Here is a 24,979-nt window from a genome sequence, read left to right as displayed (position 1 = left end):
GCTGGCGCCGAGGCCGCTGCGCGGGGCGCTCTTCGCGCCCGGAATGCGGCCAATCGCTTTTCGAGCGATGCCGCCATGGAGCGACGATGCCAGGGCCGGACGCCCGCCGTCACGGGAATGGGCGTCCCCGTCTGGTGCCCCGCCGCCGCAGGCCTTAAGACGGGAGGCGCGAGACACCCGACGCGAGGCGATCCATGCACACGACATCCGGCGCACCGATCCTCCGCCAGGATCTGGGCGTCGAGGAGACGACCGAATCCGACAACATCGTGCGCTGGGACGGCGAGCGCCTCTACGTCGAGCAGGACATCTACCACAACGGGCAGTTGGTCCACCGCAAGTACCGGCGCACCGTCACCGAGCCGGTGGCCCGCGCCCTGCAGGCGATCATCAACCGCTCGCACCAATGAGGCGGGCGCTCCGGGCGCTCGCTCTCCTGGCCGCGCTGGCCGCCCCGCTGCCGGCGCTGGCTGAAGTCCAAGGGCCGGTGCAAGGGCAGGTGAACGTCCGCTTCGTCGCGCCCGAGCGCTACACCGATGCCGAGAGCCGCTTCGGCTCCGGGCCTTCCCTGCGGGTGACGCTCGCCGAGATGCGCCGCCTGTTCGAGACCCTTGGCGCCCGCGTGCTGGCGCCGGGCCAGAGCCTCGACATCGACGTGCTCGACATCGATCTCGCCGGCTTCGACCAGCCGGGGGCGGGCGTCCCGTTCGGCCTGCGCGTCGTCAACGACGTCACCCCGCCGCGCTTCCGCCTGCGCTACGTCCTGCGGGAGGGGCGCCGCACCGTGCTGTCGGCGGAGGAGGCGGTCTCCGACCTCAATTTTCTGACGCGCTACGCCCGCTCCTCCTCCGGGCAGACCTTCTATTACGAGCGGGAATTGCTGCGGGACTGGTTCCAGGCGCGCATCGCCGAGCGGCGCCCGCCGCGGGGTTAGAACACCCTCCGCCGTCATTCCGGGGCCGCGCAGCGGAACCCGGACCCGGAGGGGCGCGCCGGAGGCGTGCGATCCACCCGTGATGCGCGGCTGTGACAAGCGTCGCGGCCAGTCGTGGATTCCGGGTTCGCTTCGCGCCCCGGAATGACGGCGCGGGTAGGCCGGGCTCCGCATCCGCCGGGCACCGCCCTGCATCGCAGCCCGTCATCGGGCCGACAGCCGCCTCTGCCATGTCCGGGCGTCGCCCCCGCCCGGACCCCCTCCCCCATGCGCATCGTCCTCGTCGCTAACGCCGCGTCGGGCTCCTTTCGGGACGGCCTCACGCCCGACGCGATCCGCGCGCGGCTCGCCGCCGCCGGGTTCGATCTCGCGCCTGAGCCCGATCCCGGCCTGCCGCTGCCCGAGCGCCTGGAGCGCGCCGCCCGCAGCGAGGGCGTCGCCGCGGTCGCGGTGGCCGGCGGCGACGGCACGCTCAACTGCGCCGCGGGGATCCTGGCCGGCACCGGCGTGGCGCTGGCGGTGCTGCCGTTGGGCACCATGAACCTGCTGGCCAAGGATCTCGGCCTCCCGCTCGATCTCGACGGCGCCATCGCGGCCCTGCGAACAGGACGACCCCGCGCCGTCGATCTCGGCGAGGTCAACGGACACGTCTTCCTCATCAATTCGGTGATCGGCATGCCGGCCCGCGTCGCGCGCCACCGCGAACGTTTTCGCGGGCGGCGCCTCAGCCCCCTCGGGCTCGCGCGGCTCATGCTCGCCACCCTGCGCCATCTCGGCCCCTACCCGCGGCTGCGCGCCACGGTGAGCGTCGGGGGCGGGCGCGAGCGGCTGGCCCTGCGTCTGCTGTGCGTCGTCAACAACGACTACGCCGAGGGGTTCGGCAAGATCCTGGAGCGCGAGCGGGTCGATGGCGGGGGGCTGGCGCTCTACATCGCTCGCCGGCTGCCGCCGTGGCGGCTCGCGCGGCTGGCGCTCGGCTTCGCCGCCGGGAACTGGCGCGGCGTGAGCGGCCTCGAACGACATGAGGGGACGGGGCTCGCGATCTCGGCGGGCCGCCGCGCGTTGAGGGTGATGAACGATGGGGAAATCCGCTTGATCGCTTCGCCCTTGCGCTACCGCCTCCGGCCCCGCGCGCTCACCGTGATCGTACCTGTGCAGGCCCCTCGGGAGGACCGGCCGTGAGACGGATCGCGCATATCTCCGACCTGCATTTCGGCCGCACCGATCCGGCCGTGGTCGAGGGGCTGTTGGACGAGATCAACCGCGCGCCGCCCGACCTCATCATCGCGTCGGGCGACTTCACCATGCGGGCGCGCCGCCGCGAATACGCCGAGGCGCGCGCCTTCCTGTCCCGGCTCGCGGCGCCCTGGGTCGCAGTGCCGGGCAACCACGACATCGCCCATTTCAAGCTGTTTTCGCGCTTCTTCCATCCGTTCCGCCGCTACCGGAACTACATCCACCCCGAGACCGAGCCGACCTTTTTGGACGACGAGATCGCGGTGATCTGCCTCAACACCGTGCGCACCTGGGCGCCGGAGACCGACTGGTCGCAAGGAAAGATCACCCGCTCGCAGATCGCCCGCACCGAGGCGCGGCTGGCATGCCTGCCGAAGGGGGTGTTCCGCATCGTGGTCGGCCACCACCCGTTCATGCCGCCGCCCTGGGACGAGGAGGCCCGCCTCGTCGGCCGGGCCGACGAGGCGCTCGACGCCTTCCGCCGCCACGGCGTCGGCCTGACCCTCGCCGGCCATCTCCACCGCCACTACGCCCGCTTCGTCGCGGCCCCGGAGACGGGCGCCGAGCCCCACACCGAGGCGGTCGATCACGGGATCGCCGAGGCGCCGGGCACGCGGCTGCTCGCGGTCCAGGCGGGCTCGGCCACCTCGACGCGGCTTCGCGGCAACGAGCCCAACGCCTACAACCGCATCCGCATCGAGGACGGCCGGGCGATCGTGACGGTGCGGGTGTGGACCGGGAGTGGGTGGGCCGATGCCGAGGGGGCGCCGGAAGCAGGCTGAGCGACGCCTTTTTCTCCCTCCCACCCCTCCCCCTCATCCTGAGGTGCTGGAGCGAAGCGGAAGCCTCGAAGGAGGGCTCCAGGGATCGCGCGCTCCACTGGAGCCCTCCTTCGAGGCCGCTGCGCGGCACCTCAGGATGAGGGTGTGGGTGGGATGGACGGGGTTGGCGCTTATTCCTCGTCGTCGTCCTCGAACGCGTCGCCCAATCCGAACGGATACGCCGCCTCGACCAGATACGGCCCGCCGCCCCGCGAGGTGCGGGCCGAATACAAAGCCGCGCGCTGCGCCGTGAAAGCGAGCGGCGGAAACACTCCGGCCTCGCTCAGATACCGCGCCACCGCGCCCGCATCCGCTTCGCGGTTGAGGCGGGCGAGCGTCACGTGCGGGGTGAAGCGGCGGCGCTCCGGTTCGGCGCCGGCCCGGCGGGCGATGCGCTCGTGCTCCTCCTGCAGGTCGGCCAGTTCCGGCGTCAGCGCGACGGAGGCGTAGACCGCCCGCGGCCGGTCGCCGCCGAAGCTCGCCAGCCCGTCGAGGGTCACGGTGAAGGGTGCGCGGGCGCGGGCCTCGGCCAGACCCGCGTCGAGATCGGCGGCGAGCGCGCCGTCCATCTCGCCGAGGAAGCGCAGCGTCACGTGGTAGTCGGACGGCTCGATCCAGCGCGCGCCGGGCAGGCCGCCGCGAAACAGCGTCAGCCGCTGCGCGATCTTGGAGGGGATTTCCAGGCCGGTGAACAGCCGCGCCATCGCCTCAGCGCCCCCGCTTCAGCGTGTCGAGAAACCTCTCGACGGTGGGCAGGATGCCGGCCACCACCGTCTCGACGCCCCGGGCGTTCGGGTGCAGCCCGTCCTCCATGGTGTGGGCGCGGTTGCCGGTCACGCCCTCCAGAAAGAACGGGTAGAGCACGAGGCCGTGCGCACGCGCGAGATCGGGATAGATCGCGTCGAACCGGGCGCGGTACTCGGCGCCGAGATTGGGCGCCGCCAGCATCCCGGCGAGCAGCACCGGGATGCCGCGTTCCTTCAACCGCACGACGATGGTCTCCAACGCCTTGCGGGCGACCGCCGGGTCGGTGCCGCGCAGCATGTCGTTGGCGCCGAGTTCGAGGATCACCCCGTCGGTCCCGTCCGGCACCGACCAGTCGAGCCGGTCGAGCCCGCCCGTGGTGGTGTCGCCCGACACGCCCGCATTGGCGATCTCGACCGAACGCCCCTTGGCCTTCAGCGCCCGTTCCAGCACGGCGGGGAAGGCGGCGTCGGACGGCAGGCGGTAGCCCGCGGTGAGGCTGTCGCCGAGCGCCACGAGCTTGACCGGACCCTCGGCGGCGCGGGCCATGCTGCCCCCGAGCGCGGCGGCGGCGAGCACGACCATCACGAAAACCCTTCGTAAGCCCCGCAGAGCACCCATATCCAGGCCGCGCCGCACGTCGCGCGCCCGGCCTGTCCGTGAGACAAGCCGCGTCCCAAAAGAATCCCGGCCGGGCCGGGACGGAGAGCCCCTGTCTGCTGCGTCCGCCGTGTCGTTCGCGCTGCGCAAGGCCGCCGTCCTCCGTTCGGTCCCGTCCATCCTGGCTGCAAGATCGGTCCCTCCGCGATGTCGAACAAGGCCGTCTCCCTGTCGCAGATCGAGCTGAGCCTCGGGCGCGGCCCCGCGCGGGTCCACGTGTTGCGCGGCATCTCGCTCGATGTCGAGCGGGGCGAGGCGGTGGGGCTCGTCGGCCCCTCGGGCTCGGGCAAGTCGACCCTGCTCACCGTCATGGCCGGGCTGGAACGGCCGGATACGGGCCGCGTCACCATCGCGGGCACCGATCTCTCCGGCCTCGACGAGGACGGCCTGGCGCGCTTTCGCGGTCGCAACATCGGCATCGTGTTCCAGGCCTTCCATCTCGTGCCGACCATGACGGCGCTGGAGAACGTCGCGCTCCCGCTCGAACTCGCCGGCGCCCCCGACCCGCACGGCCGGGCGGCGGCGGAACTGGAGGCGGTGGGCTTGGGCCATCGCCTCAAGCACTACCCGGCGCAGCTCTCGGGCGGCGAGCAGCAGCGCGTCGCCATCGCCCGCGCGCTCGCCCCCGATCCGGCGATTCTCGTCGCCGACGAGCCCACCGGCAACCTCGACGAGGCCACCGGCCGCCAGATCGTGGACCTGCTGTTCGGGCTCAAGCGCGACCGCGGCGCGACGCTCGTCCTCGTCACCCACGACCCCGGCCTCGCCCGGCTGTGCGACCGCACCGTGGCGCTGAGGGCCGGCCGCATCGAGACGCCGGCGGTGGTGTGAGGGTCGCTTGCGACTCCTCGCGGACGGTTGGATTCGCGGTAAAACCTCATGATGATATCGCCGCCCTCACTTGGTCCCGTTGTCCGCTCACGAGCCTTCCATGCAGCGAATGGCGAGTTGGGCGTGCTGCTGGCGGACGCGGCATCGTTCCTCGCCGCGTGCCGAGAGGATCGCATCGAGGTGCTTGGCTGGGAGCTTTGGGTGGTCGATCACACCTGGGACCGGCAGTTCAACCGACCGGTTCCAGCACTGGGGCTGTGGTGCGGCGCCATACCCGTGAAAGGGCACAAAATTCCGGTCGTATTTGGATTCGATGGCGAGGCGGATGAAGTGGAGCGCCAACTCGATAGCCTTGATCTATCGAGCCAAGTGCTTCCCGAGTGGCTGCCGCACGTCAGGGTCAACTTCACACTCGGGGTATGATCTGCGTTCGCTTCCTACCTGCGCGGCCCGGCGCATAATCGGCCCAAACGAGTTTCAATCCCAATAGTGTTAACCATTTCTGCGCGCTGATCCGCTCCATCGGTAGTCTCCGCCGTGCATCCCGCCCCGATCGATTAAGGTTGATGCAGCGTGAAGATTGACGGTTCGGTTACGATGATCGACGGATACGGGGCACAATAATTCCGAAAGCCGAGGGGCGGACGATGTCGAAGCGTGGGGGGACGCGCTCTGCCGGTCTCGGCCTCGCCTGCGCGTTCGCCCTGTTGCTGGCGGCGGGGCCGGCATCCGCGCAGATCCGCATCCCCGACGCGCCCGACCCGCTGATGGCGGGGCTCGCGATTCCGGCTTCCGCCCCGGAGCGGGGGATGTGGTCGGCGGTCCATCCCTGGCCGCTCATCGCCATGCATGCGGTGCTGACGCCCTCGGGCTCGGTGCTGACCTTCGGCGCCCCGCCCGGCGCGCAGCGCCAGGACGGGCGCGTGTTCGCCATCTGGGACCCGGACCGCGGCCTCGGCAGTGGCGCCCACACCCTCCTGCCGAACGCGGAAGCCGTGGACAGCTTCTGCGCCAGTGCCACCACCCTGCCGAGCGGGGCGATGCTGATCTCCGGCGGCGCCGGCTACGATTCGGGTCTTACCTCGAAGGAGAGCGCCGTCTTCGATCCGGCCCGGCGCACGGCGGCCGCGGTGGTCTCGCAGCTCCGCTTCCCCCGCTGGTACGGCACGCTGATCACGCTGACCGACGGGCGCGCCCTGATGGCGGGCGGCGGCAAGCCCTACGCGCCGGGCGTCTACGATGTCGGCGGCAGCCTGAAGCGCGGCGAGGTCTCGATGACCCCCGAGATCTACGAGCCGGGCTCCGGCTGGCGGCTCCTCCCCCGCGCCGGCAGCCGCGAGGCGTTCGGCCCCGATCTCAATCGGTGGTGGTATCCGCGGATGTGGGTCGGGCCCCGCGGGGCGGTGTTCGGCATCTCCTCGGACCGGACCTGGGTGCTCGACCCGACGGGGGCAGGCGCGATCGTCACCTTCCCGTTCAAGACGCCTGCCAACGCCGACACCCGCCCGAACATCGGCCCGACCTCGACGGCGGTGATGTACGACACCGGCCGCATCCTGCAGGTCGGCGGCAACGGCTACAGCAACGGCTACCCGATGCCGTCGAGCAACCGGGCGACGGTGTTCGACCTGAACGGCACGCGGCTGACCACCGCCGATGTCGCGCCGATGACCCATCCGCGGCAATGGGCCAACGCGACGGTGCTGTCCGACGGGCGCGTCCTCGTCACCGGCGGCTCGCGCTACGCCGACAACGACGGCGCCGATGCGGTCACCCAGGCCGAGATCTGGAACCCGGCCACCCGCGCCTGGACGCTCGGCGCCAGCGCACGCACCTATCGCGGCTACCATTCCTCCGCGATCCTCCTGCCCAACGGCACGGTGCTGACGGCGGGCGGCGGCGTGAAGGGGCCGGTCGCCAACCTCAACGCCGAGATCTACTATCCGCCCGCCCTGTTCACCCGCGTGAACGGCCGGGCCGTGCCGGCCCCGCGCCCGCGCCTCGCCACGATCAGCGCGAGCCAGTTCGATTACGGCGGGCGCGCCACGCTGACCCTCGCCGCCGACAGCCCGATCGCCCGCGTGGCCCTGATCGGCCTCGCCTCGGCGACGCACAGCTTCGATTCCGGCCAGCGCTACCAGCGCCTGAGCTTCACCCAGGACGGGCGCACCTTGCGCATCGCGATGCCGGCCCATGCCGCCCTCGCGCCGCCGGGCTACTACCAGCTCGTCGTGCTCGACCGGGCCGGCGTGCCGTCGCGCGGCGTCATCCTCGCCATGGCGGCGGCCCCGCCCCAGCCCCGCGGGAGCGTGCGTTTCTCCACCTTGCGCCCGGTGGCGATGCCCGATCTGCGCATGCGCCTGTCGGGCTCGCTCGCGGGCCTCGCGCCCGCGGATGCGGCGGCCGACCGGCTCGACGGCGCCTTCCTCGTGCGGGCGGGCCTCGCCGACCCGGCCTGCGTCTCGTTCGAATCGCGTCGCTTCGGCGGGCGCTTCCTGCGCCAGTCGAGCCGGCGGCTGCGGCTGAGCCCGTTCGAGCGCAGCACCGCCTATCGCGAGGACGCCACCTTCTGCCTGCAGCCGGGTTTGTCCGGGCGCGGCACCTCCTACGCGCTGAAGGCGCGGCCCGGTACGTATCTCCGCGCCCGCGGCACGCAGCTCTGGCTCGATCCCTCGTCGGCGGACGAGGCCTACGCCGCCGCGGCGAGCTTCGAGACGGTGGACGCGCCCCCGTAACCCGCACCCCTCGCAGGCGAGCCGGGCCGTTCCCACATCCGCACCGGGCCGCCCGCACGACGGTGCGGAGCGCGAAACGGGAGGGAACGATGGGTCTGCTCGACGGGCTTCTGGGACACGGCAGCGATCTCGCCGCGGGCGAGGTCGATCAGCAGCTCGCGGGCGTGCTGGTGCCGGGCGAGAGCGTGCGCGTCGCCTTCAAGGTGATCCGCGACCTGATCGTCTTCACCGACCGCCGCCTGATCTTGGTCGATCGCCAGGGCATGACCGGCCGCAAGGTCGAGTATCTCACCGTCCCCTACCGCGCGATCACCTCCTTCTCGGTCGAGACCGCAGGCAGCTTCGACATGGATTCCGAGCTGAAGATCTGGGTCTCGGGCCGGCCCGACCCGATCCAGCGCACGCTCAAGCGCGGCGCCGACATTTTGGGAATCCAGCAGGCCATCGCCGGCTCGCTGAAATAGGCCTCGATCCGGTCCGCGGGCTCCGTGCCCCCGCCCTGCATCAGGTGGGATCGTCGGCAGGTGCGGTTTTCTGCGGCGCGGGGTTTGTCGGCGCGGGCGCGGGTGTGGTCGGCGCAGGGGGCGTCGGCTGCGGCGCGGCCTGGGCTTCCTGCTCGGCCATCTGCTTCTCCATCAACGCGACGAAGGCGTCCGTGCTCATATCGAGGTAGTGGCCGAGACGCGTCCGGAACTTCGCCTCCTTCTCCGGCGTGTCCGGGCAGCTCGGCTTGTCCGCGGCGACGTGCGTCCGGATCTCCTCGGCTGCGGTGGCGGGCTGCGGGTCGAAGGCCGCGACCTTGGCATCCAGCGCCGACCGCTGCCGGGCGGTGGTCGCGAGATCGCATTCCTTGATCGTGCGCTGGAACATCAGCCCGGCGAAGTAGGCCTTGAGCTGCGTCGGCGACGACGGGGCGGGCGCCGGCACCGAGGTGAAGGGGAGCGAACCCGTCGCGGTCCGGCCGTCGAGCTTGTCGTGCAGCGTGTAGGCCAGGGTGTAGGCGCCGGGCTCCAGCCCGGTCAGGTTGAGGCCGGCATTGAGATACATCGTCGGGACCGGCGGTACCTGCGCATCCAGGGTGAAGTCCTGATCGAACGCCCCCTTCTGCCCGGCGAGCACGCGGTCGCCGGCCAGAACCTCGTAATCGAGGCGCAGCCCGAACTTGCGCTGCCCGGGCGCCGCGGGCCGGATCGTCTGGCCCGTGACTTCGAGATAGATCTGCATCTTCTCGCCCGCCGGAAACGCGTTGGAGCCGCGGGCCGCGATGTCGCCGAACTCGGCCGCCGGCCGCGTGACGAATTGCAGCTTGGCGATCGCCAGAGGCTGCGCGGCGGGGCCGGGCTTCGGGCCTTCCGCGACCTGAGGCGCGTTGCTCTGGGCTTGAGGAGCGGTGCTCGGGGGCGGCGCGGCGTTGCAGCGCCGCAGCGACTCGTAGGCCGGCGCGAAGTCGGGGATGTCGAACTCGGCCGCGGCATCCTTGATGCGGACCTCGATCGTCTTGGATGCCATCAGCTGCGGGACGATGGTGACCGGGAAGCTGCTGTGCATCATCTCGCCCTCGCCGACCCAGGTCGACTTGGCGTTGATCACCTTCTTGCCGATGGCGAACGGCGCCCGGATCTTCTGGTCCTTGTCCCAGGCCCAGTGCTCGTAGCCCAGCACGATGACCGCGTTGGCGCCGTCGAGCGTGAACACGACCGCGTTGGCGGCGTCGTCGTCGTCCTTGTCGACGTAGCTGTAGGTCATCAGGCACGAGTTGGCGCTGGTGTCGCCGACCGTGCGCTCGACCTTCCAGCCCTTGACCGTCTCGAACATCGTTCGCTCGTCCGAGCGGGCGGGGGCGACGGCCAGCGCCGGCAGCAGGGTGAGGGCCAGGACCCAGGAGCGTGAGGGCGACATCGGGACTCGCGGGGGCGGGAGGGTGTTCGTCGGGACGAAATCAGTCCCACGCCGGCGCGACGCGGCAAAGTGCAATCTCTTGCACCAGCGTCCCAAACGCGGCGCGGTTCGCGGGCCGCTCAGGGGGCGCGAGTTCGGTGACTTCCGTCCTGCTCTTGCCCTCCCCCGAAAAACCCTCTAAGCGCACCGCCTTCGTATCCGCTCCGGCCGGGGGCTGAACGGACGGTGCTGCTCGCGCGGCATAGGGTTCTTCCAAAAAAACCCGTCGTCCGGTGTCTCCGCCTTCGATCAACCGCTCGGGCCATCAACGGCTCGAAGGGCTTGGCGCCGAGAGGATGCGAGTTGAGCCGGCCCGACTCCGCCCTCCCGCGGTGCGGGCCTCCTTTGTCGTTGGATAAGGCCCGAAAATGCCTCTCTACGAGCACGTCTTCCTGGCGCGCCAGGACGTGACGTCCCAGCAGGTCGAGACCATGGTCGAGACCTACAAGGGTGTCATCGAGGCGGGTGGCGGCACGATCGAGAAGATCGAGTCCTGGGGCGTCAAGTCCCTCGCCTACCGCATCAAGAAGAACCGCAAGGCGCACTTCACGCTCCTCAACATCTCGGCTCCCCCGGCGGCTCTCGCCGAGATGGAGCGCCAGATGCAGATCTCCGAGGACGTGCTGCGCTTCATGACCGTCCGCGTCGAGCAGCTGGAGGCCGAGCCTTCCGCGATGATGCAGAAGCGCGACCGCGACGACCGCAAGGATCGTGACCGCGGCGACCGTCCGCGTCGTCGCGACGACGATTTCGGCGGCGGCTTCGGCGGTGACCGCGACCGCGGTGATCGTGGCGACCGTGGGGACCGCGGCGAGCGGTCCGAGCGCAGCTTCGGCGGGGAGAACTGATCATGGCTTTCGGTGCTGGTGGCGGCGGTGGTGGCCGTCGTCCGTTCTTCCGTCGGCGCAAGACCTGCCCCTTCTCGGGCGCGAACGCTCCGAAGATCGACTACAAGGACGTGAAGCTGCTCTCCCGCTACGTGTCGGAGCGCGGCAAGATCGTCCCGTCCCGCATCACCGCGGTCTCGGCCAAGAAGCAGCGCGAACTCGCCCAGGCGATCAAGCGCTCCCGCTTCCTCGGCCTGCTGCCCTACGTCATCAAGTAAGGCCCGGGCGGCGACGCGTTCCTTAGCGTCGCCGCGCGACGGCGGGGCGGCGGTCGTCCGCCGGGCGCCTCGATTTGACCGAAGGTCGGCATCGAGGCAACTCAGTAAAAGGAGGGCGACCCGATTGGCGGGCCGCCCGATCGTTGGGGCGTCACGCGACGCCTCTAACCCTGCGGACGCAGCGGGACAGCGGATTCTTTCGTGAGCATGAACCGGGACATCGGAATCGGCGTCGGCGCCGGCCTCGTGGCCGCGCTGCTGTTCGGCGTCGTGCTGAAGGCGAGTGCGCTCGCCATCCTCTACCTGCTCGCCCCCCTCCCGATCCTGATCGTCGGCCTGGGCTGGAGCCATCGCGGGGCGTTGGCCGCCGTGATCGCGGGTGCGCTCGCCCTGACCCTCGTGGTCTCGCCCTATATCGGGCTGGCCTTCGCGGCCTTCACCGCGATCCCGGCCTGGTGGCTGGTCTACCTCGCCCTGCTCGGTCGGACCGGGCCGGACGGGACGCTGGAATGGTATCCAACCGGGCGGCTGCTGGCCTGGATCGCGGGCACCGCCGCGCTCGCCCCGGTGGCCTTCGCCGTGATCGTCTCCCCCGACTACGCCACCTTCCGCAACGGCGCCTCGACCTTGAGCCGCGCGGTCGTGCAGCTTCAGGTGCAGCGGGGCCGCCTGCCCGCCCCGCCCGCGGCGGAGACGCCCGGCGACGCCAAACCCCGCGCGACCGAGGCCGAGCCGACCGGGCCCGAGGGGTCGGATGCCGGCAAGACCGATTCCACCAAGTCCGACACCACCAAGTCCGATCCGGCCAAATCCGACGACTTCGCGAACGAGGTCGCCGACGCCTTCGCCAAGGCCCTGCCGTTCCTCGCGGCCCAGATGATCACGATGCTGTTCACGCTCTATCTCTGGGCCGCCGCCCGCATCGTCCAGATCTCCGGGCGCCTGCCCCGGCCCTGGCCGGACATCCCGGCGACCGTGATGCCGCGCGTCGTGCTGCTCGTCCTCGTCGGCGCCTTCGCGCTGTCGCTGGCGCCGGGCTTTCCCGGCGTGCTCGGCATGGCGCTGATGGGCGCCCTCTCGGCCGCCTTCGCCCTCCAGGGGCTCGCCGCCTTCCACGACCGCAGCCGCGGCCGGCCCGGCCGGCTCGGCCTGCTGGTCGGCCTCTACGTCGTGCTGTTCCTGACGCAGGGCATCGCCATGCTGGCGCTGGTCCTGTTCGGCATCGCCGACACCGCCCTCGACCGGCGCCGCCCGCGACCCAGCGGCAGCGCCTGAGACCCCAAGCTTCCGCACACTCAAGGAGAAGTCAGATGGAAGTCATCCTGCTCGAACGCGTCGCCAAGCTCGGCCAGATGGGCGAGACCGTGAACGTGCGTCCCGGCTACGCCCGCAACTTCCTGCTCGCCCGCGGCAAGGCCCTGCGCGCCACCGAGAACAACAAGAAGCACTTCGAGACCCAGCGCGCCCAGCTCGAGGCGCGCAACCTCGAGCGCCGCAACGAGGCCCAGACGGTCGCCGAGAAGCTCGACGGCCAGAGCTTCGTGCTGATCCGCCAGTCGGGCGAGACCGGCGTGCTCTACGGCTCGGTCTCGACCCGTGACCTCGCCGACGTCGTCACCAAGGAGGGCTTCTCGGTCGAGCGCGGCCAGTTCGTGCTCAACCAGCCGATCAAGACGCTGGGCCTCCACACCGTGCCGGTCACGCTCCACCCCGAGGTCGAGGTGAACGTCACCGTCAACGTCGCCCGCTCGCCGGAAGAGGCCGAGCGTCAGGCCCGCGGCGAGTCGGTCACCGAGCGCGAGCAGTTCAACCTCGACGACCTCGGCCTCGAAGTCGGCCAGGCGCTGGCCGATGCCGGCGAGGGCGCCGACGACCGCGGCTGATGCCGCCGGGCCGCCCCGCAGCGGGGCGGCTCATGCCTCTCACGACCATGCCGGTCCCGGTCGCGCACCGGGGCCGGATTTGAGAAAATCCCTTGCGGCACGGGACTCTAGATCCCTGCCCGACCGGGCGGCGCGTGATCGGCCGCAGGCCGCCCCATCCGGATCGACGGACCGGGCGTGACCGTCGTCAAAAATAATCCCCCGAAAAAGCCTCCGGCTCGGATGATCGATGCTGCCTGATCCGTTCGCGGAACAGGAGATGTCGATCGACGACGAAGCGGGACGTTTGTCGAAAAATCCCGGATCGTGTCGTCGTTCTCGGCATCGTCCGTGCGGACGACAGTGCACGCTCCCGAGAGCGGTTCCGCATCTCGCCTTCAACATACGTTAATGTCATGATCGGCGTGGCCGCTGCATAGCTTGACCGCGCTTCTCCGACAAAGGCGCGGGCTACAAGTTGTGGCTAGGCAAGGATGCAGTAGAGAATGAGCGCCGTTGCGGATGGTATCCCTGTTGCAAGTCTGATCGACCGGACCAACGCGGCAACTCTGCAATCCGTCGAGATCGGGGCCGGACTGAACCATGTGCTGCTGGCGGCGGCACGCACGAATTGGGCGGCCGGGTCGGACAACCTGTCGGTTCGGTTCCGGTTCGACTGGTCGGAGGCCGCGTCCGGCACCCGGGCGCGGGTCGTGCTGACCTACAAGACGCAGCACATGGCGGCCTATCCCCTCAACAGCTACGGGCCGACCTTCTTCGCGTTCGACGTGCGCGAGCCCGAGCCGAGCTACGACCTGAAGATCCAGGTCGAAATCGAGGAGCTCGCGCCCTCGGTCGGGATCGGCGGGCACGAGCGGGTATTGCCTCTGGGGCGGTTGACCGTCGACGCCGCCGGGATCGGGCCGGCCTGCGGCGTCGGCTACGCGGAGATCGTCAAATACGCCGTCTCCTCGGCCCACGCCCTCGGGCTCTGCGATTACTACATGGAGGGCGACCGGCTGAAGCGCTTCGAGGCCTGCATCCTCGACAGCCTGAGCCGGGGCATCCCCTACAGCGTCGTCCGCCTCGGCGACGGCGAGGGGCGCGTGCTCGGCTATCCGGCCTATTTCGACCAGAACCGCGTCCTGTCCGAGGTGCTGTACTACCAGTTCGGCCCGCAATCGATCCGCAACGAGATCGACGGCAGCGGTCGCTGGCTGCACGAGCTGATCACCGAACTCGGCGACCTCCTGCGTCTCGGCATCGACACGGCCGACCGGGTCGGCCTGCCGGTCGCCGGGTTCTTCGAGGGGCACGAGCGGGGCGTGACGTCCGGCATGGCGGCCTACGGCTACGCGACGCATTTCGCGTTCGGGCGCTGTCCCAGGCTGGGGCCGGAGGAGGCCGTCGGCACCGACGTCTTCCAGCAACTGGCACGGATGCCCGCGTTCTTCCCCGGGATCGCCAAGGCGGCGCGATCGGTCACGACCATCGGGCCGTGGGACCTGTCGGGCGAATTGCGGGCGGCGCTCGGCATCGAGCGGGTCTCGCATATCGGCGTGCCCGGCCACTACACCTGGAGCCCGGACAAGGGGCTGGGGCAGTTCCCGGTGCTGTACAAGCAGATCGCCGCCGCCATCCAGGCGCGGGGCGACCTGCGCGGGCAGCTCTTTCTGGTCGGCGCGGGTCTCCTCGGGAAATACTACTGCGCCCTGATCAAGCGGCAGGGCGGCGTCGCCCTTGATATCGGCTCGGTGTTCGATTCGTGGGCGCGCAAGGGCCTGCCCTACGCCGTCAGGAATGCCGGGCGCATCAATCTGTCTTCCCTCGATGCGGCGGCGCTGCCGCCCGCGGGACGGAGCTAGAGCATCGGCCTGAAAGGTGGGAACCGGCTCTCAGAAAAAGCCGATGCGGCACAAGAACCTAGAGCATCGTCCTGGATACGATATCCAGGACGATGCTCTAGACATCCTCCCCGGCGGTGGACAACGGGGAGAGGGGGCGCCCCGGCGTTGACTTGTTCCCAATTCGTTCCAGCATGGTGCCCGTGATTCCCGGCCTGGGAGTCGCGGGCGTCTGCGTTTCGGGCGTCCGTCGTGCCGCCGTCCCGTGGCGGCGGCACAAGAAAAATTCACCATCCCGGCGCAAGGTCCGGCGGGCATGGAAACGGGCGGCCGGGATCGGCCGCGGCAACGGAGCGTGAGACGCCATGGCCCTGCCCAACGCCCTCGCGGCCAAGCTCGAAGCGGTCCAGGCCGAGTACCGGGTGCCGCCGCACAACATCGACGCGGAGCAGGCGCTGCTCGGCGCGATCATGGTCAACAACGACGCCTATTACCGCGTCTCGGACTTCCTTCTCCCTGAGCACTTCATGGAGGCGGTCCACCGCCAGATTTTCGAGGTGGCCGTATCCCTGATCAAGGCCGGCAAGCTCGCGACCCCGATCACGCTCAAGACCTATCTCGGTGACGCCGACCTCGGCGGCGTCACGCCGATGCAGTACCTCGCGCGGCTCGCGGCCGAGGCCACCACCGTCATCAACGCGGGCGAGTACGGCCGCACCATCTACGATCTCGCCATCCGCCGCCGCCTCATCACCATCGGCGAGGACATGGTCAACGGCGCCTACGAGGCGCCGGTCGAGTCGCGGCCCCGCGACCAGATCGAGGCGACCGAGCGCCGGCTCTACGAACTCGCCGAATCCGGCAAGTACGACGGCGGCTTCCAGAAATTCTCCGACGCGCTGACCGCGGCCATCGACATGGCGGCCAAGGCCTACCAGCGCGACGGCAAGCTCTCGGGCATCTCCACGGGGCTCACCGACCTCGACGCCAAGATGGGCGGTCTGCAGCCCTCCGACCTGATCATCCTCGCGGGGCGCCCGGCCATGGGCAAGACCTCGCTCGTGACCAACATCGCCTTCAACATCGCCAAAGCCTATCGCGGCGAGAAGCAGGCGGACGGAACGATGCAGACTGTCAACGGCGGCATCGTCGGCTTCTTCTCGCTCGAAATGTCGGCCGAGCAGCTCGCCACCCGCATCATCGCCGAGCAATCCGGCGTGCCCTCCTACAAGATCCGCCGCGGCGACATCCGCCCCGAGGACTTTTACAAGATCACCGACGCCGCCCGGGACATGCAGACGATCCCGTTCTACATCGACCAGACCGGCGGCATCTCCATCGCCCAGCTCGCCGCGCGGGCGCGCCGCCTCAAGCGCCAGAAGGGCCTCGACCTCCTCATCATCGACTACCTGCAACTGCTCTCCGGCTCCGGCAAGAAGAGCGACAACCGCGTGCAGGAGATGACCGAGATCACCACCGGCATGAAGGCGCTGGCCAAGGAGTTGGCGGTGCCGATCATCGGCCTGTCGCAGCTCTCCCGTCAGGTCGAGAACCGCGACGACAAGCGCCCGCAGCTCTCGGACCTGCGCGAATCCGGCTCGATCGAGCAGGACGCCGACGTGGTGATGTTCGTGTTCCGCGAGGAATACTATGTCGGCAACAAGAAGCCGCGCGAGGGCACGGAAGAGTTCTTCGCCTGGGAACAGGAGATGCAGCGCGTCCACGGCAAGGCCGAGGTGATCCTGGGCAAGCAGCGCCACGGCCCGACCGGCACGGTGGAGCTGCAGTTCGACGCCAACATCACCCGGTTCTCGAACCTCGCGCAGAGCGATCGGATGCCCGAGCAGATGTGATAAGGTCGGTCAGCACTGACTCACCGGAGCAGCCCTTTGGCTCTCGCAACGCAGGCGCGGCCCCCCGCGCCGCCGACGCTCAACGAGGTGTTCGAGGCCGAGCAGGGGCTCGTCGGCCTCATCCTGGCCGAGCCCGCCGCCTACGGCCGGATCGCCGCAATCCTGCGCGACGCGGATTGGACCCAGAACCTGCATCGCGGCGTGTTCGAAGTGGTCGGCCGCTTCCTCGCGGAGGGGCGGCCGGTCTCGCCCGCCTCCGTGCTGCCGAAGGTCAGCGACGTGGCGCCCGACGGCGGGCCGGCCGACCGCTACCTCGCGGCACTCGTCGCGAACGCCCCACCTCCGAGCCGCGCCGAGCCCCTGGCGCATCGGCTGGCCGTGGCTGCACAAGCCCGCACGGGGCCCGATCACCTCGACCGCGACCTCTATGCCTGGGCCTACGAGCAGGCCCAAGCCCTCCGGCGCGGCCGGCTCGACGCCCTCGATTTGCTCAATCTGGCCGAGGAGATCGAGGATTTAGGCGATGCGATCTACGACACGATGGAGAGCGCGTTCCGGACTATCCTGAAGCATCTCCTTGCTTGGGATCATCAACCGGACAAGCGCAGCCGGAGTTGGCACCTATCGATCCGCCGCGGTCGCCTTGAGGCCGAGGAAGTCTTGGAGCGTCATCCGAGTCTCAACCTCAGAGTGCCCGGAGCCATCGCAGGCGCCTACCGCTATGCCCGCATCGAAGCCGGCGGCGAGAACGACCTCGACGACGACGCGTTTCCGGCCGAGTGCCCCTACACCTACAAAGAAATCATGACCCGGCCGGTGCCCTGGCCGCCCGTGTGCGGGGAGTCCTGATCATCGCCGCCGATGCTCTTCCCGGCCACGGCGCCCGCCTGACGGTCGATCTCGCGGCGCTGGTGGCGAACTGGCGCGCGCTCGGCGCCCATGCGCCGGGGGCCGAGTGCGGCGCCGTGGTGAAGGCCGACGCCTATGGCTGCGGCCTCTCCAGGGTGGCCCCGGCGCTGGCGCGGGCCGGCTGCCGCACGTTCTTCGTCGCCCACCTGTCCGAGGGGATCGCGGCGCGAACGCTGCTGCCGGAGGCGGCGATCTACGTGCTCAACGGGCTGCCGCCCGGCGCGGGCGCGGCCTTCGCGGAGCATGCCTTGCGCCCCGTCCTCGGCGATCCCGACGAACTCGCCGAATGGGCCGCCCTCTCGGATGGGCGCCTGCCCGCGGCGCTCCACGTCGACACCGGCATGAACCGGCTCGGCCTGTCCGTGGCGCAGGCGCTGGCGCTCGCGGGCGATCCGGTGATGGGAAAAGCCGGCATCGACCTCGTGATGAGCCATCTGGTCAGTGCCGAATTGCCCGCCGACCCGTTCAACGCCCGCCAGGCTGCCGACTTTTCCCGCATTCGCGCGGCGTTCCCGCGGGCGCGCGCCTCGCTCGCCAACTCGTCGGGCACCTGTCTCGCCGACGACACGCGCCACGACCTGCTGCGGCCGGGCTACGCGCTGTTCGGCGGCAACCCCGAGCCCGGCCGTCCGAACCCGCTGCGGTCGGTGGTGCGGTTGGAGGCGACGATCCTCCAGCTCCGCGACGTCGAGGCCGGGGCGACCTGCGGCTACAACGCCCGCTGGACCGCCCCCTCCCCCCGCCGCCTCGCTACCCTCTCCCTCGGCTACGCCGACGGCTATCCCCGCGCGGCGAGCGGACGGGGCCACGCGCTCGTCGGCGGCGTGCCCTGCCCTATCCTCGGGCTGATCTCGATGGACCTCATCATCCTCGACGTCACCGACGCCCCCGCGGCCCGCCGCGGCGGCACCGCGACGCTGATCGGGGACGCCCTCGACATCGACACCGTGGGCCACGCCGCGGGCACGATCGGCTACGAGATCCTGACCGGGCTGGGTTCTCGTTATGTTCGAGATTATGTAGAGTGACGCCGCTCCCACCCTCCCCCTCATCCTGAGGTGCCGCAGCGCAGCGGAGGCCTCGAAGGAGGGCTCCAGTTCGCGCGCGACTTCTGGAGCCCTCCTTCGAGGCCGCTTCGCGGCACCTCAGGATGAGGGGATTGGGTGGGACGTTCGAATTGCCCCCCGAGCCCCCATGGCCAAGATTCAACAGACCTTCGTCTGCCAGTCCTGCGGGGCGGTCTACAATCGCTGGCGCGGGCGCTGCGAGGCCTGCAACGGCTGGAACACGATTTCTGAGGAGGTCGCCTCCGCCGGTCCGCAATCGGGCCCCGCCGCGACCCGTCCGTCGCGGGCGCGCGGGCGGGTGTTTCCCCTCGAAGGGCTGACCGGCGAGGCCAAGGAAGCGCCGCGCACGCCCTCGGGGATCAACGAGTTGGATCGCGTCACCGGCGGCGGCTTCGTGCGCGGCTCGGTGATCCTGCTCGGCGGCGATCCCGGCATCGGCAAGTCGACCCTCTTGATGCAGGCCTCCGCCGCGATGGCGAAGAGCGGCGAGCGCGTCGCCTACATCTCCGGCGAGGAGGCGGTGGGGCAGGTGCGGCTGCGGGCCGAGCGGCTGGGGCTCGCCAAGTACCCGGTGGAACTGGCGGCGCAGACCAATGTCGAGGACATCGTCGAGACGCTGTCGCAGGGCCATCCGCCCGCGCTGACCATCATCGACTCGATCCAGACCATGTGGACCGAGACGGTGGAATCGGCCCCCGGCACGGTCACGCAGGTGCGCTCGTCGGCGCAGGCCCTGATCCGCTTCGCCAAGACGACGGGCACGGCCGTCATCCTCGTCGGCCACGTCACCAAGGACGGGCAGATCGCGGGGCCGCGCGTGGTCGAGCACATGGTCGATGCGGTGGCCTCGTTCGAGGGCGACCAGGGCCATCATTTTCGCATCCTGCGGGCGGTGAAGAACCGCTTCGGACCGACCGACGAGATCGGCGTGTTCGAGATGACCGATGCGGGGCTCGCCGAGGTCCCCAACCCCTCCGCCCTGTTCCTGGCGGGCCGCGACCACGCCGCGCCGGGCACCGCGGTCTTCGCCGGGATGGAGGGCACGCGGCCCCTGCTCGTGGAAATCCAGGCGCTGGTCGCCCCCTCCTCGCTCGGCATGCCGCGCCGCGCCGTGGTGGGCTGGGACCCCAACCGCCTGTCGATGGTGCTGGCGGTGCTGGAGGCCCATGGCGGCATCCGGCTCGGCGGGCACGACGTCTATCTCAACGTCGCGGGTGGCCTGCGCATCTCCGAGCCCGCGGCGGATCTCGCGGTGGCCGCGGCGCTGGTCTCCTCGCTGTCGGGATCGGCGTTGCCGTCCGACTCGGTGTTCTTCGGCGAACTCGGCCTGTCGGGGGCGGTGCGCCCGGTCTCGCAGGCGCCGGCCCGGCTCAAGGAGGCGCTGAAGCTCGGGTTTGCCAAGGCGGTGACGCCGCAGGGCCGCGGCGAGGCCGGCGACCGGGCGCTGCCGACGGATGCGCTGCGCCACATCGCCGACCTCGTCGCCGGCATCGCCTCGGGCGCACCCCGCCGCGGCGGCGGGCGGCCGAAGGCCGTGCGCTACGAGGAGGAGATGTAGCGGACCCGTTAGCGGAACAGCGACAGCAGGCTCTGGCTCGCGCCGTTGGCGATCGAGAGCGCCTGGACGGCGAGCTGCTGCTGCGTCTGGAGCGCCTTCAGCTTCACCGATTCCTCCTCGATGTCGGCGTCCACGAGGATGCCGATGGTGCGCTCGTTGACCTTGATCAGCGAGTCCACGAAGGTCTTCTGGCCGTCGATCTGGGTCTTGCCGGCGCCGAGGGTGGTGCCGGCATCCGTTACCCGGGCGATGGCCTTCTCGACCTGCGTGACGAGGAGCCTCACCGTGGCGTCGGCAGCGGTGCCGCTGCCCACTTGCTTCAGATCGATCGACTGGATCGACATGCCGGTGGTGCCTTCGATGGTGTCGAGGACGCCCTTCACCGTCGTCGTGCTGGCATTCGAGCCGAAGGCGAAGAGCACGGGGCGGACCGCATCGTCGTCGCCGGTGAGGGCGATGTTGTCGGGGCCGTAGCCGCTGTTCGTGCCGAAGCCGATATCGGTCCGGACCTGCGTGTTCGCGGTGACGACCTCGTTGGTGATGCGCAGGCGCCGCGTCGTGCCGCCCGCGGGAAACACGGGCGATGCGACCGTCTCGACGACCAAACGGTTGTCGGCATCGAGACTCGCGCGGGCGAGCGGGTCTTCGCCGCTCGCCCCGCTCACCGCCGCGAGCTGGTTGTTGATCGCATCGACCAACTCGCCGCGGGTCACCTTCGTCAGGTCGGCGGCGGCGGAGGTCAGCGTCGCCCTGTTCAGGACGATGTCGGTCGTCCGGGTGCCCCAGCCGTCGGCCCAGGACTTGATGGCGAAGCTGACCTCTTGGTTGGTGCTGAAATCGTAGCTGCCGGCCAGCGCTTGCGCGCCCGTCAGGCGCGCGGTCGTGGCGGGCGTCGCCGCCGTGGCGGAGGTGTTGGCGTCGTAGAGGGCGATGCGCGAGACCGGGATGTCGACCGTCGAGACGCGCACGGTGCCGGCCGTGTCGCGGGAGAAGCCGGCCACGAGGCTCCGGCTCGGCTGGTAGCTCGCGGTGCCGGAATTGATCGAGAGCCAGTTCTGGCCCGAGGCGGTCGAGGAATCGGCAGTGGCCCGCATCTTGTCTTGGATCGCGTCGATCTCGACCTGCACCTTGGCGCGGTCCACGCCCGGCTGCAGCGCCGTCTGCAGCTTGGCGCGCAGGTTCTGCAGATCGGACAGCACCGAATTGAGGCCGTTATAGGCGGTGTCGATCGCCGAGGAGCCGAGGCCGAGCGAGTCCTTCACCGCGGAGAGCGAGGCGTTGTCGGTGCGCACCGTGGTGGCGATCGACCAATAGGCGGCGTTGTCGGCCGCCGACGACACGCGCTGGCCGGTCGAGACCCGGTTGGAGGTCGCGTCGAGCTGATTGTTGATGCCCTTCAGCGTCGTCAGCGCTGTCATGGCGGCGATGTTGGTCAGAAGACTCGTCATGACACCATCGACCGCCGCTGACGCAGAACCAGCTCCGCGTAGGGTTGTCAGTCCTAATCCTTGTGCATTTAGGTAAGGTTAAAGACAGGTCGCCGTTGGACCGTGACAGCAAGGCGTGCGGCATGGTTAATGTTAATCATGCCGCACGCCTTGCCCCATCACGAGAAATGCTGCGACGGCCAGTTCACAAGGCGTCCGCTCGATCCCATCGTCTCAGATCGACCTCCTCGTCATTGCGAAGCGGAACTGACGCAATCCAGGGCGCGATCTTTTCGGAGAGGGCGAGACCGCGCCGACGACACGGCTACGTATGCGCCTTCCCTTGTCAGTGCGGAGCGCTGGATTGCTTCGGCTTCGCCTCGCGATGACGGCGTGAAGCGGATTCCGGAGAGATCAGGCGTCCAATCGGAACGGGTTGAAATCCGTCCCCCGATCATCGGCATCCACGCCCTCCGCGCGCTTGAGCCACGCGATCAGCGGCAGGCTCAGCGGCAGCGCCAGCACCTCCCAGGCGACCTTGAGGAGCCAGACCGAGAGGCCGAGGCGCACCAGTTCGGACGCGGGCAGCGTGCCGGCGAAGGCCAGCGTCAGGAACAGAGCGGAATCGACCGCCTGCCCCGCCACCGTCGAGGCGATGAGGCGCACACCCACGAACCGTCCGCCGAACGCCAGCTTGAGGCGGGCCAGCACGTAGGCGTTGAGGAATTCGCCGACGAGGTAGGCGCTCATGCCGGCGAGCGCGAGGCGCGGGGTCGAGCCCAGCACCGTCTCGAAGGCCTGCTGGTGCGGCCAGAACGGGGCCGGCGGGAGGGCGGCGGCGATCCAGTAGCTGACGATCCAGATCACCTGCACGGCAAAGCCCGCCCAGACGACCTTGCGGGCGCTGGCATAGCCGTAGACCTCGGTCAGCACGTCGCCGAACAGGTAGGAGAGCGGGAACACGATCACGGCGGCCGGGAAGGTGACGCCGCCGACCTCGGCGATCTTGCCCGCCAGGATCAGCGAGACGATCAGCACCCCGCTGAACAGCCCGGCGATCGACACGAGGTAGCGGGGCGCGGCCACGCCTCAGAGGCTCCCGCAGCCCGAAGGTGACGGCCGAGTTCGACCGGGGTATATCGGTACAAACGACTGAGGGCGCGCGGTCCGGGGGAGCCGCCGCGGCCGCATTTGCGTCTCCCGCCCCGGACCAGCGTAACCAGCGATGCCGTTCTCCGTCCTCGACCTCGTGGTGCTCGGCATCGTGCTCGTGTCCGCGTTGCTGGCCGCCGTGCGTGGCGTGACCCGCGAGGTGCTCGCCATCATCGCCTGGGTGGCGGCGGCCGCGCTCGCGTGGTCATTGCATCCGATGCTGCTGCCCACCGTCAAGCAGCACGTCTCCAGCGACACCGTGGCGCTGGTCGCCTCGATCGGCGCGATCTTCCTCGCCACGCTCATCGTCGTCTCGATCATCACCGTGAAGGTGTCCGACCTCGTGCTCGATTCGCGCATCGGCGCGGTCGACCGTTCCCTCGGCTTCGTGTTCGGCGCCGGGCGCGGCTTCCTGATCTGCGTGATCGGCTGGGTGTTCCTCGCGTGGCTCGTGCAGGGCAAGGTGCCGGATTGGGCCGCCCAGGCGAAGAGCAAGCCGCTGCTGGAGAGTTCCGGCGAGGCGCTGGTGGCGCAACTGCCCGACAACCCCGAAGGCTTCCTGAAGCAGCTGCGCAAGCCCAAGGACGGCCCGGCCGAGGAGCCGCCGCCCGAGACCGACCTGCCGGCCCAGCGCCGCAGCGACGCGGCCCCGACGGCGCCTGCGCCGAAACGCTGATATGCTGGAATCGCTCTTGGTTGCGGCGTTGGTCCCGCATAGGTAACGGTTTCACGACGGTCCCGGACCCATCGGTCCGGTCCCGGCCGTTTCCGTTGTGCCGGACGCGAAGCCGCGGACTCGTCCGCGCCGCCAGGATTTCGAGAACGCCATGTCAGCTGTCAGCGCGAGCGTCGATTCCCACGATTGGGACATCGACGGCGATACGCTTCGCGAGGAATGCGGCGTCTTCGGCATCTACGGGCACGACGACGCCTCGGCCATCACGGCGCTGGGCTTGCACGCCCTGCAGCACCGCGGCCAGGAGGCCGCCGGCATCGTCTCTTACGACGACGGCGTCTTTCATTCCGAGCGCCGCCAGGGTTTGGTGGGCGACAACTTTTCCGACCGCGGCACCATCGAGCGGCTCGCCGGCCGCTCGGCCATCGGCCACGTGCGCTACTCGACCACCGGCGGCACCATCCTGCGCAACGTCCAGCCGCTGTTCGCTGAACTCGCCGGCGGCGGTCTGGCGGTGGCGCATAACGGCAACCTGACCAACGCGCTGTCGATCCGCCGCGAACTGGTGCAGGACGGCGCCATCACGCAATCGACCTCGGACACCGAGGTGATCCTTCACTTGGCCGCCCGCTCGCGAAAGCCCCGCATCGTCGAGCGCTTCATCGACGCGCTCCAGCGGATCGAGGGCGCCTATGCCATCGTCGCGCTGACCAACAAGAAGCTCATCGGCGCCCGCGACCCGATGGGCATCCGCCCGCTGGTGCTCGGCGAACTCGACGGGCGCTACATCCTCACCTCGGAGACCTGCGCGCTCGACATCATCGGCGCCCGCTTCATCCGCGACGTGGAGAACGGCGAGATCATCGTGATCTCGGAAGAGGGCGTGGAATCGATCCGCTTCGCCGAGAAGCGGCCGATGCGCCCGTGCATCTTCGAGTACATCTATTTCGCCCGGCCCGATTCGGTGGTGAACGGCAAGAGCGTCTACGCGGTGCGCAAGAGCATCGGCCGCGAACTCGCCCGCGAGGCGGCGGCGGACGCCGACATCGTCGTGCCGGTGCCGGATTCCGGCGTGCCGGCCGCACTGGGCTTCGCCCAGGAGGCGGGCCTGCCGTTCGAGATGGGCATCATCCGCAACCACTATGTCGGGCGCACCTTCATCCAGCCGACCCAGACCGTGCGCGAACTCGGCGTGCGGATGAAGCACTCGGCCAACCGCGCGGCGATCGAGGGCCGGCGCATCGTGCTCGTGGACGACAGCCTCGTGCGCGGCACGACGTCCGTGAAGATCGTCCGGATGATGCGCGATGCCGGCGCCCGCGAGGTGCATTTCCGCATCGCCTCGCCGCCGATCACCTATCCGGACTTCTACGGGATCGACACGCCGGAGCGCGAGAAGCTGCTCGCTGCGACCCACGATCTCGAGGGCATGCGGAAATACATCGGCGCGGATTCGCTCGCCTTCCTGTCGATCCCCGGCCTGTACCGGGCGATGGGCGAGGAGGCCCGCGACGAGGCCTGCCCGCAATACACCGACCATTGCTTCACCGGGCAGTACCCGACCGAACTGACGGATCTGGCCATCGCCGGGCCGAAGCGGCTGGCGATGCTGGCCGAGGCGGATTGA

General features: G+C 69.9%; 24 protein-coding genes. 19 read left to right on the top strand and 5 right to left on the bottom strand.

Annotation, left to right across the window (positions count from 1 at the left end; all coding sequences use genetic code 11):
* Window positions 1–194: 194 nt before the first annotated feature.
* The 4 genes from AAHG03_RS02120 to AAHG03_RS02105 all read left to right on the top strand — a co-directional run bounded on the left by AAHG03_RS02120 (window position 195) and on the right by AAHG03_RS02105 (window position 2,952).
* Window positions 195–410, top strand: a complete 216-nt coding sequence (locus tag AAHG03_RS02120; RefSeq protein ID WP_056239609.1) for a hypothetical protein — start codon at window positions 195–197, stop codon at window positions 408–410.
* A complete protein-coding gene (locus AAHG03_RS02115) occupies window positions 407–934 on the top strand; it encodes a DUF3016 domain-containing protein (protein ID WP_342148392.1) in 528 nt (175 codons plus the stop codon). Before AAHG03_RS02120 ends, AAHG03_RS02115 begins: the two co-directional genes overlap by 4 nt.
* 267 nt (window positions 935–1,201) lie before the next feature.
* Complete coding sequence (locus AAHG03_RS02110) at window positions 1,202–2,116, top strand: diacylglycerol/lipid kinase family protein (protein ID WP_342148391.1); 915 nt, start codon at window positions 1,202–1,204, stop codon at window positions 2,114–2,116.
* Window positions 2,113–2,952: a metallophosphoesterase family protein gene (locus AAHG03_RS02105; RefSeq protein ID WP_342148389.1), complete on the top strand. Its 840-nt coding sequence runs from the start codon at window positions 2,113–2,115 to the stop codon at window positions 2,950–2,952. Before AAHG03_RS02110 ends, AAHG03_RS02105 begins: the two co-directional genes overlap by 4 nt.
* 170 nt (window positions 2,953–3,122) lie before the next feature.
* On the opposite strand, the gene thpR is transcribed toward AAHG03_RS02105, so the two are convergent.
* The gene (gene thpR, locus AAHG03_RS02100) at window positions 3,123–3,695 is read right to left on the bottom strand and encodes an RNA 2',3'-cyclic phosphodiesterase (RefSeq protein ID WP_342148387.1); all 573 of its coding nucleotides are present in this window, start codon (window positions 3,693–3,695) and stop codon (window positions 3,123–3,125) included.
* 4 nt (window positions 3,696–3,699) lie between these two features.
* Entirely contained in the window at window positions 3,700–4,320 is a 621-nt protein-coding gene (locus AAHG03_RS02095) for an arylesterase (protein ID WP_342148385.1), read from the bottom strand.
* A gap of 222 nt (window positions 4,321–4,542) precedes the next feature.
* On the opposite strand from AAHG03_RS02095, the gene AAHG03_RS02090 reads away from it, so the two are divergent.
* The 4 genes from AAHG03_RS02090 to AAHG03_RS02075 all read left to right on the top strand — a co-directional run bounded on the left by AAHG03_RS02090 (window position 4,543) and on the right by AAHG03_RS02075 (window position 8,425).
* Window positions 4,543–5,226, top strand: coding sequence for an ABC transporter ATP-binding protein (locus tag AAHG03_RS02090; protein WP_342148384.1), 684 nt, complete (start codon window positions 4,543–4,545; stop codon window positions 5,224–5,226).
* Window positions 5,227–5,349: 123 nt separating this feature from the next.
* On the top strand, window positions 5,350–5,649 hold the full coding sequence (locus AAHG03_RS02085) for a hypothetical protein (protein ID WP_342148383.1): 300 nt from the start codon (window positions 5,350–5,352) through the stop codon (window positions 5,647–5,649).
* Between the two features lie 224 nt (window positions 5,650–5,873).
* Window positions 5,874–7,961 carry an AbfB domain-containing protein gene (locus tag AAHG03_RS02080; RefSeq protein WP_342148382.1) on the top strand — a complete coding sequence of 696 codons (2,088 nt, stop codon included), beginning with the start codon at window positions 5,874–5,876 and terminating at the stop codon, window positions 7,959–7,961.
* 89 nt (window positions 7,962–8,050) lie between these two features.
* Window positions 8,051–8,425, top strand: coding sequence for a PH domain-containing protein (locus AAHG03_RS02075; protein ID WP_342148380.1), 375 nt, complete (start codon window positions 8,051–8,053; stop codon window positions 8,423–8,425).
* Between the two features lie 40 nt (window positions 8,426–8,465).
* On the opposite strand, the gene AAHG03_RS02070 is transcribed toward AAHG03_RS02075, so the two are convergent.
* Window positions 8,466–9,860 (bottom strand): hypothetical protein, encoded by a 1,395-nt coding sequence (locus tag AAHG03_RS02070; protein ID WP_342148379.1) that lies wholly within the window; start codon window positions 9,858–9,860, stop codon window positions 8,466–8,468.
* 407 nt (window positions 9,861–10,267) lie between these two features.
* Between AAHG03_RS02070 and rpsF the strand changes: the two genes are divergently transcribed.
* From rpsF to radA, 9 genes are all read left to right on the top strand, one after another.
* Complete coding sequence (gene rpsF, locus AAHG03_RS02065; protein ID WP_342148378.1) at window positions 10,268–10,747, top strand: 30S ribosomal protein S6; 480 nt, start codon at window positions 10,268–10,270, stop codon at window positions 10,745–10,747.
* 2 nt (window positions 10,748–10,749) lie between these two features.
* Window positions 10,750–11,004 carry a 30S ribosomal protein S18 gene (rpsR, locus tag AAHG03_RS02060; protein ID WP_091948993.1) on the top strand — a complete coding sequence of 85 codons (255 nt, stop codon included), beginning with the start codon at window positions 10,750–10,752 and terminating at the stop codon, window positions 11,002–11,004.
* Between the two features lie 207 nt (window positions 11,005–11,211).
* Entirely contained in the window at window positions 11,212–12,279 is a 1,068-nt protein-coding gene (locus AAHG03_RS02055) for a hypothetical protein (RefSeq protein WP_342148376.1), read from the top strand.
* Between the two features lie 35 nt (window positions 12,280–12,314).
* Window positions 12,315–12,887 carry a 50S ribosomal protein L9 gene (gene rplI, locus AAHG03_RS02050; protein ID WP_137830957.1) on the top strand — a complete coding sequence of 191 codons (573 nt, stop codon included), beginning with the start codon at window positions 12,315–12,317 and terminating at the stop codon, window positions 12,885–12,887.
* Window positions 12,888–13,372: 485 nt separating this feature from the next.
* Window positions 13,373–14,731 carry a hypothetical protein gene (locus AAHG03_RS02045; RefSeq protein WP_342148372.1) on the top strand — a complete coding sequence of 453 codons (1,359 nt, stop codon included), beginning with the start codon at window positions 13,373–13,375 and terminating at the stop codon, window positions 14,729–14,731.
* Between the two features lie 344 nt (window positions 14,732–15,075).
* Entirely contained in the window at window positions 15,076–16,563 is a 1,488-nt protein-coding gene (locus tag AAHG03_RS02040; RefSeq protein WP_342148371.1) for a replicative DNA helicase, read from the top strand.
* Between the two features lie 36 nt (window positions 16,564–16,599).
* Window positions 16,600–17,412, top strand: coding sequence for a DUF29 family protein (locus AAHG03_RS02035; protein ID WP_342148369.1), 813 nt, complete (start codon window positions 16,600–16,602; stop codon window positions 17,410–17,412).
* Complete coding sequence (gene alr, locus AAHG03_RS02030) at window positions 17,397–18,500, top strand: alanine racemase (protein WP_342148367.1); 1,104 nt, start codon at window positions 17,397–17,399, stop codon at window positions 18,498–18,500. The genes AAHG03_RS02035 and alr overlap by 16 nt, the downstream gene beginning before the upstream one ends.
* Window positions 18,501–18,666: 166 nt before the next feature.
* Entirely contained in the window at window positions 18,667–20,097 is a 1,431-nt protein-coding gene (gene radA / locus AAHG03_RS02025) for a DNA repair protein RadA (RefSeq protein ID WP_342148364.1), read from the top strand.
* A gap of 8 nt (window positions 20,098–20,105) precedes the next feature.
* Here radA and AAHG03_RS02020 read toward each other — a convergent pair whose 3' ends face one another.
* Together AAHG03_RS02020 and AAHG03_RS02015 are read right to left on the bottom strand one after the other, a co-directional pair.
* Window positions 20,106–21,545, bottom strand: coding sequence for a flagellin N-terminal helical domain-containing protein (locus AAHG03_RS02020; RefSeq protein WP_342148363.1), 1,440 nt, complete (start codon window positions 21,543–21,545; stop codon window positions 20,106–20,108).
* 393 nt (window positions 21,546–21,938) lie between these two features.
* Entirely contained in the window at window positions 21,939–22,610 is a 672-nt protein-coding gene (locus AAHG03_RS02015) for a queuosine precursor transporter (protein WP_342148362.1), read from the bottom strand.
* A gap of 139 nt (window positions 22,611–22,749) precedes the next feature.
* Here AAHG03_RS02015 and AAHG03_RS02010 point away from each other — a divergent pair, with 139 nt between their 5' ends.
* Together AAHG03_RS02010 and purF are read left to right on the top strand one after the other, a co-directional pair.
* Window positions 22,750–23,352 carry a CvpA family protein gene (locus tag AAHG03_RS02010; RefSeq protein ID WP_342148361.1) on the top strand — a complete coding sequence of 201 codons (603 nt, stop codon included), beginning with the start codon at window positions 22,750–22,752 and terminating at the stop codon, window positions 23,350–23,352.
* Between the two features lie 151 nt (window positions 23,353–23,503).
* Window positions 23,504–24,979: an amidophosphoribosyltransferase gene (gene purF / locus AAHG03_RS02005; protein ID WP_342148359.1), complete on the top strand. Its 1,476-nt coding sequence runs from the start codon at window positions 23,504–23,506 to the stop codon at window positions 24,977–24,979.

The sequence above is a fragment of the Methylorubrum subtropicum genome (assembly GCF_038442325.1).
Taxonomy (GTDB): domain Bacteria; phylum Pseudomonadota; class Alphaproteobacteria; order Rhizobiales; family Beijerinckiaceae; genus Methylobacterium; species Methylobacterium subtropicum.
The sequence above is the reverse complement of the archived record's forward strand: the minus strand, read 5'-3'. Positions and strand labels throughout refer to the sequence as shown.

Coding starts and splice junctions, on each gene's coding strand:
- AAHG03_RS02080 (WP_342148382.1), top strand. CDS start 5,874: ATGTCGAAGCGTGGGGGGACGCGCTCTGCCGGTCTCGGCCTCGCCTGC.
- rpsF (WP_342148378.1), top strand. CDS start 10,268: ATGCCTCTCTACGAGCACGTCTTCCTGGCGCGCCAGGACGTGACGTCC.
- AAHG03_RS02110 (WP_342148391.1), top strand. CDS start 1,202: ATGCGCATCGTCCTCGTCGCTAACGCCGCGTCGGGCTCCTTTCGGGAC.
- AAHG03_RS02045 (WP_342148372.1), top strand. CDS start 13,373: ATGAGCGCCGTTGCGGATGGTATCCCTGTTGCAAGTCTGATCGACCGG.
- AAHG03_RS02115 (WP_342148392.1), top strand. CDS start 407: ATGAGGCGGGCGCTCCGGGCGCTCGCTCTCCTGGCCGCGCTGGCCGCC.
- AAHG03_RS02120 (WP_056239609.1), top strand. CDS start 195: ATGCACACGACATCCGGCGCACCGATCCTCCGCCAGGATCTGGGCGTC.
- AAHG03_RS02055 (WP_342148376.1), top strand. CDS start 11,212: ATGAACCGGGACATCGGAATCGGCGTCGGCGCCGGCCTCGTGGCCGCG.
- AAHG03_RS02010 (WP_342148361.1), top strand. CDS start 22,750: ATGCCGTTCTCCGTCCTCGACCTCGTGGTGCTCGGCATCGTGCTCGTG.
- AAHG03_RS02090 (WP_342148384.1), top strand. CDS start 4,543: ATGTCGAACAAGGCCGTCTCCCTGTCGCAGATCGAGCTGAGCCTCGGG.
- AAHG03_RS02075 (WP_342148380.1), top strand. CDS start 8,051: ATGGGTCTGCTCGACGGGCTTCTGGGACACGGCAGCGATCTCGCCGCG.
- AAHG03_RS02095 (WP_342148385.1), bottom strand. CDS start 4,320: ATGGTCGTGCTCGCCGCCGCCGCGCTCGGGGGCAGCATGGCCCGCGCC.
- AAHG03_RS02070 (WP_342148379.1), bottom strand. CDS start 9,860: ATGTCGCCCTCACGCTCCTGGGTCCTGGCCCTCACCCTGCTGCCGGCG.
- AAHG03_RS02020 (WP_342148363.1), bottom strand. CDS start 21,545: ATGACGAGTCTTCTGACCAACATCGCCGCCATGACAGCGCTGACGACG.
- rpsR (WP_091948993.1), top strand. CDS start 10,750: ATGGCTTTCGGTGCTGGTGGCGGCGGTGGTGGCCGTCGTCCGTTCTTC.
- rplI (WP_137830957.1), top strand. CDS start 12,315: ATGGAAGTCATCCTGCTCGAACGCGTCGCCAAGCTCGGCCAGATGGGC.
- purF (WP_342148359.1), top strand. CDS start 23,504: ATGTCAGCTGTCAGCGCGAGCGTCGATTCCCACGATTGGGACATCGAC.
- thpR (WP_342148387.1), bottom strand. CDS start 3,695: ATGGCGCGGCTGTTCACCGGCCTGGAAATCCCCTCCAAGATCGCGCAG.
- radA (WP_342148364.1), top strand. CDS start 18,667: ATGGCCAAGATTCAACAGACCTTCGTCTGCCAGTCCTGCGGGGCGGTC.
- AAHG03_RS02040 (WP_342148371.1), top strand. CDS start 15,076: ATGGCCCTGCCCAACGCCCTCGCGGCCAAGCTCGAAGCGGTCCAGGCC.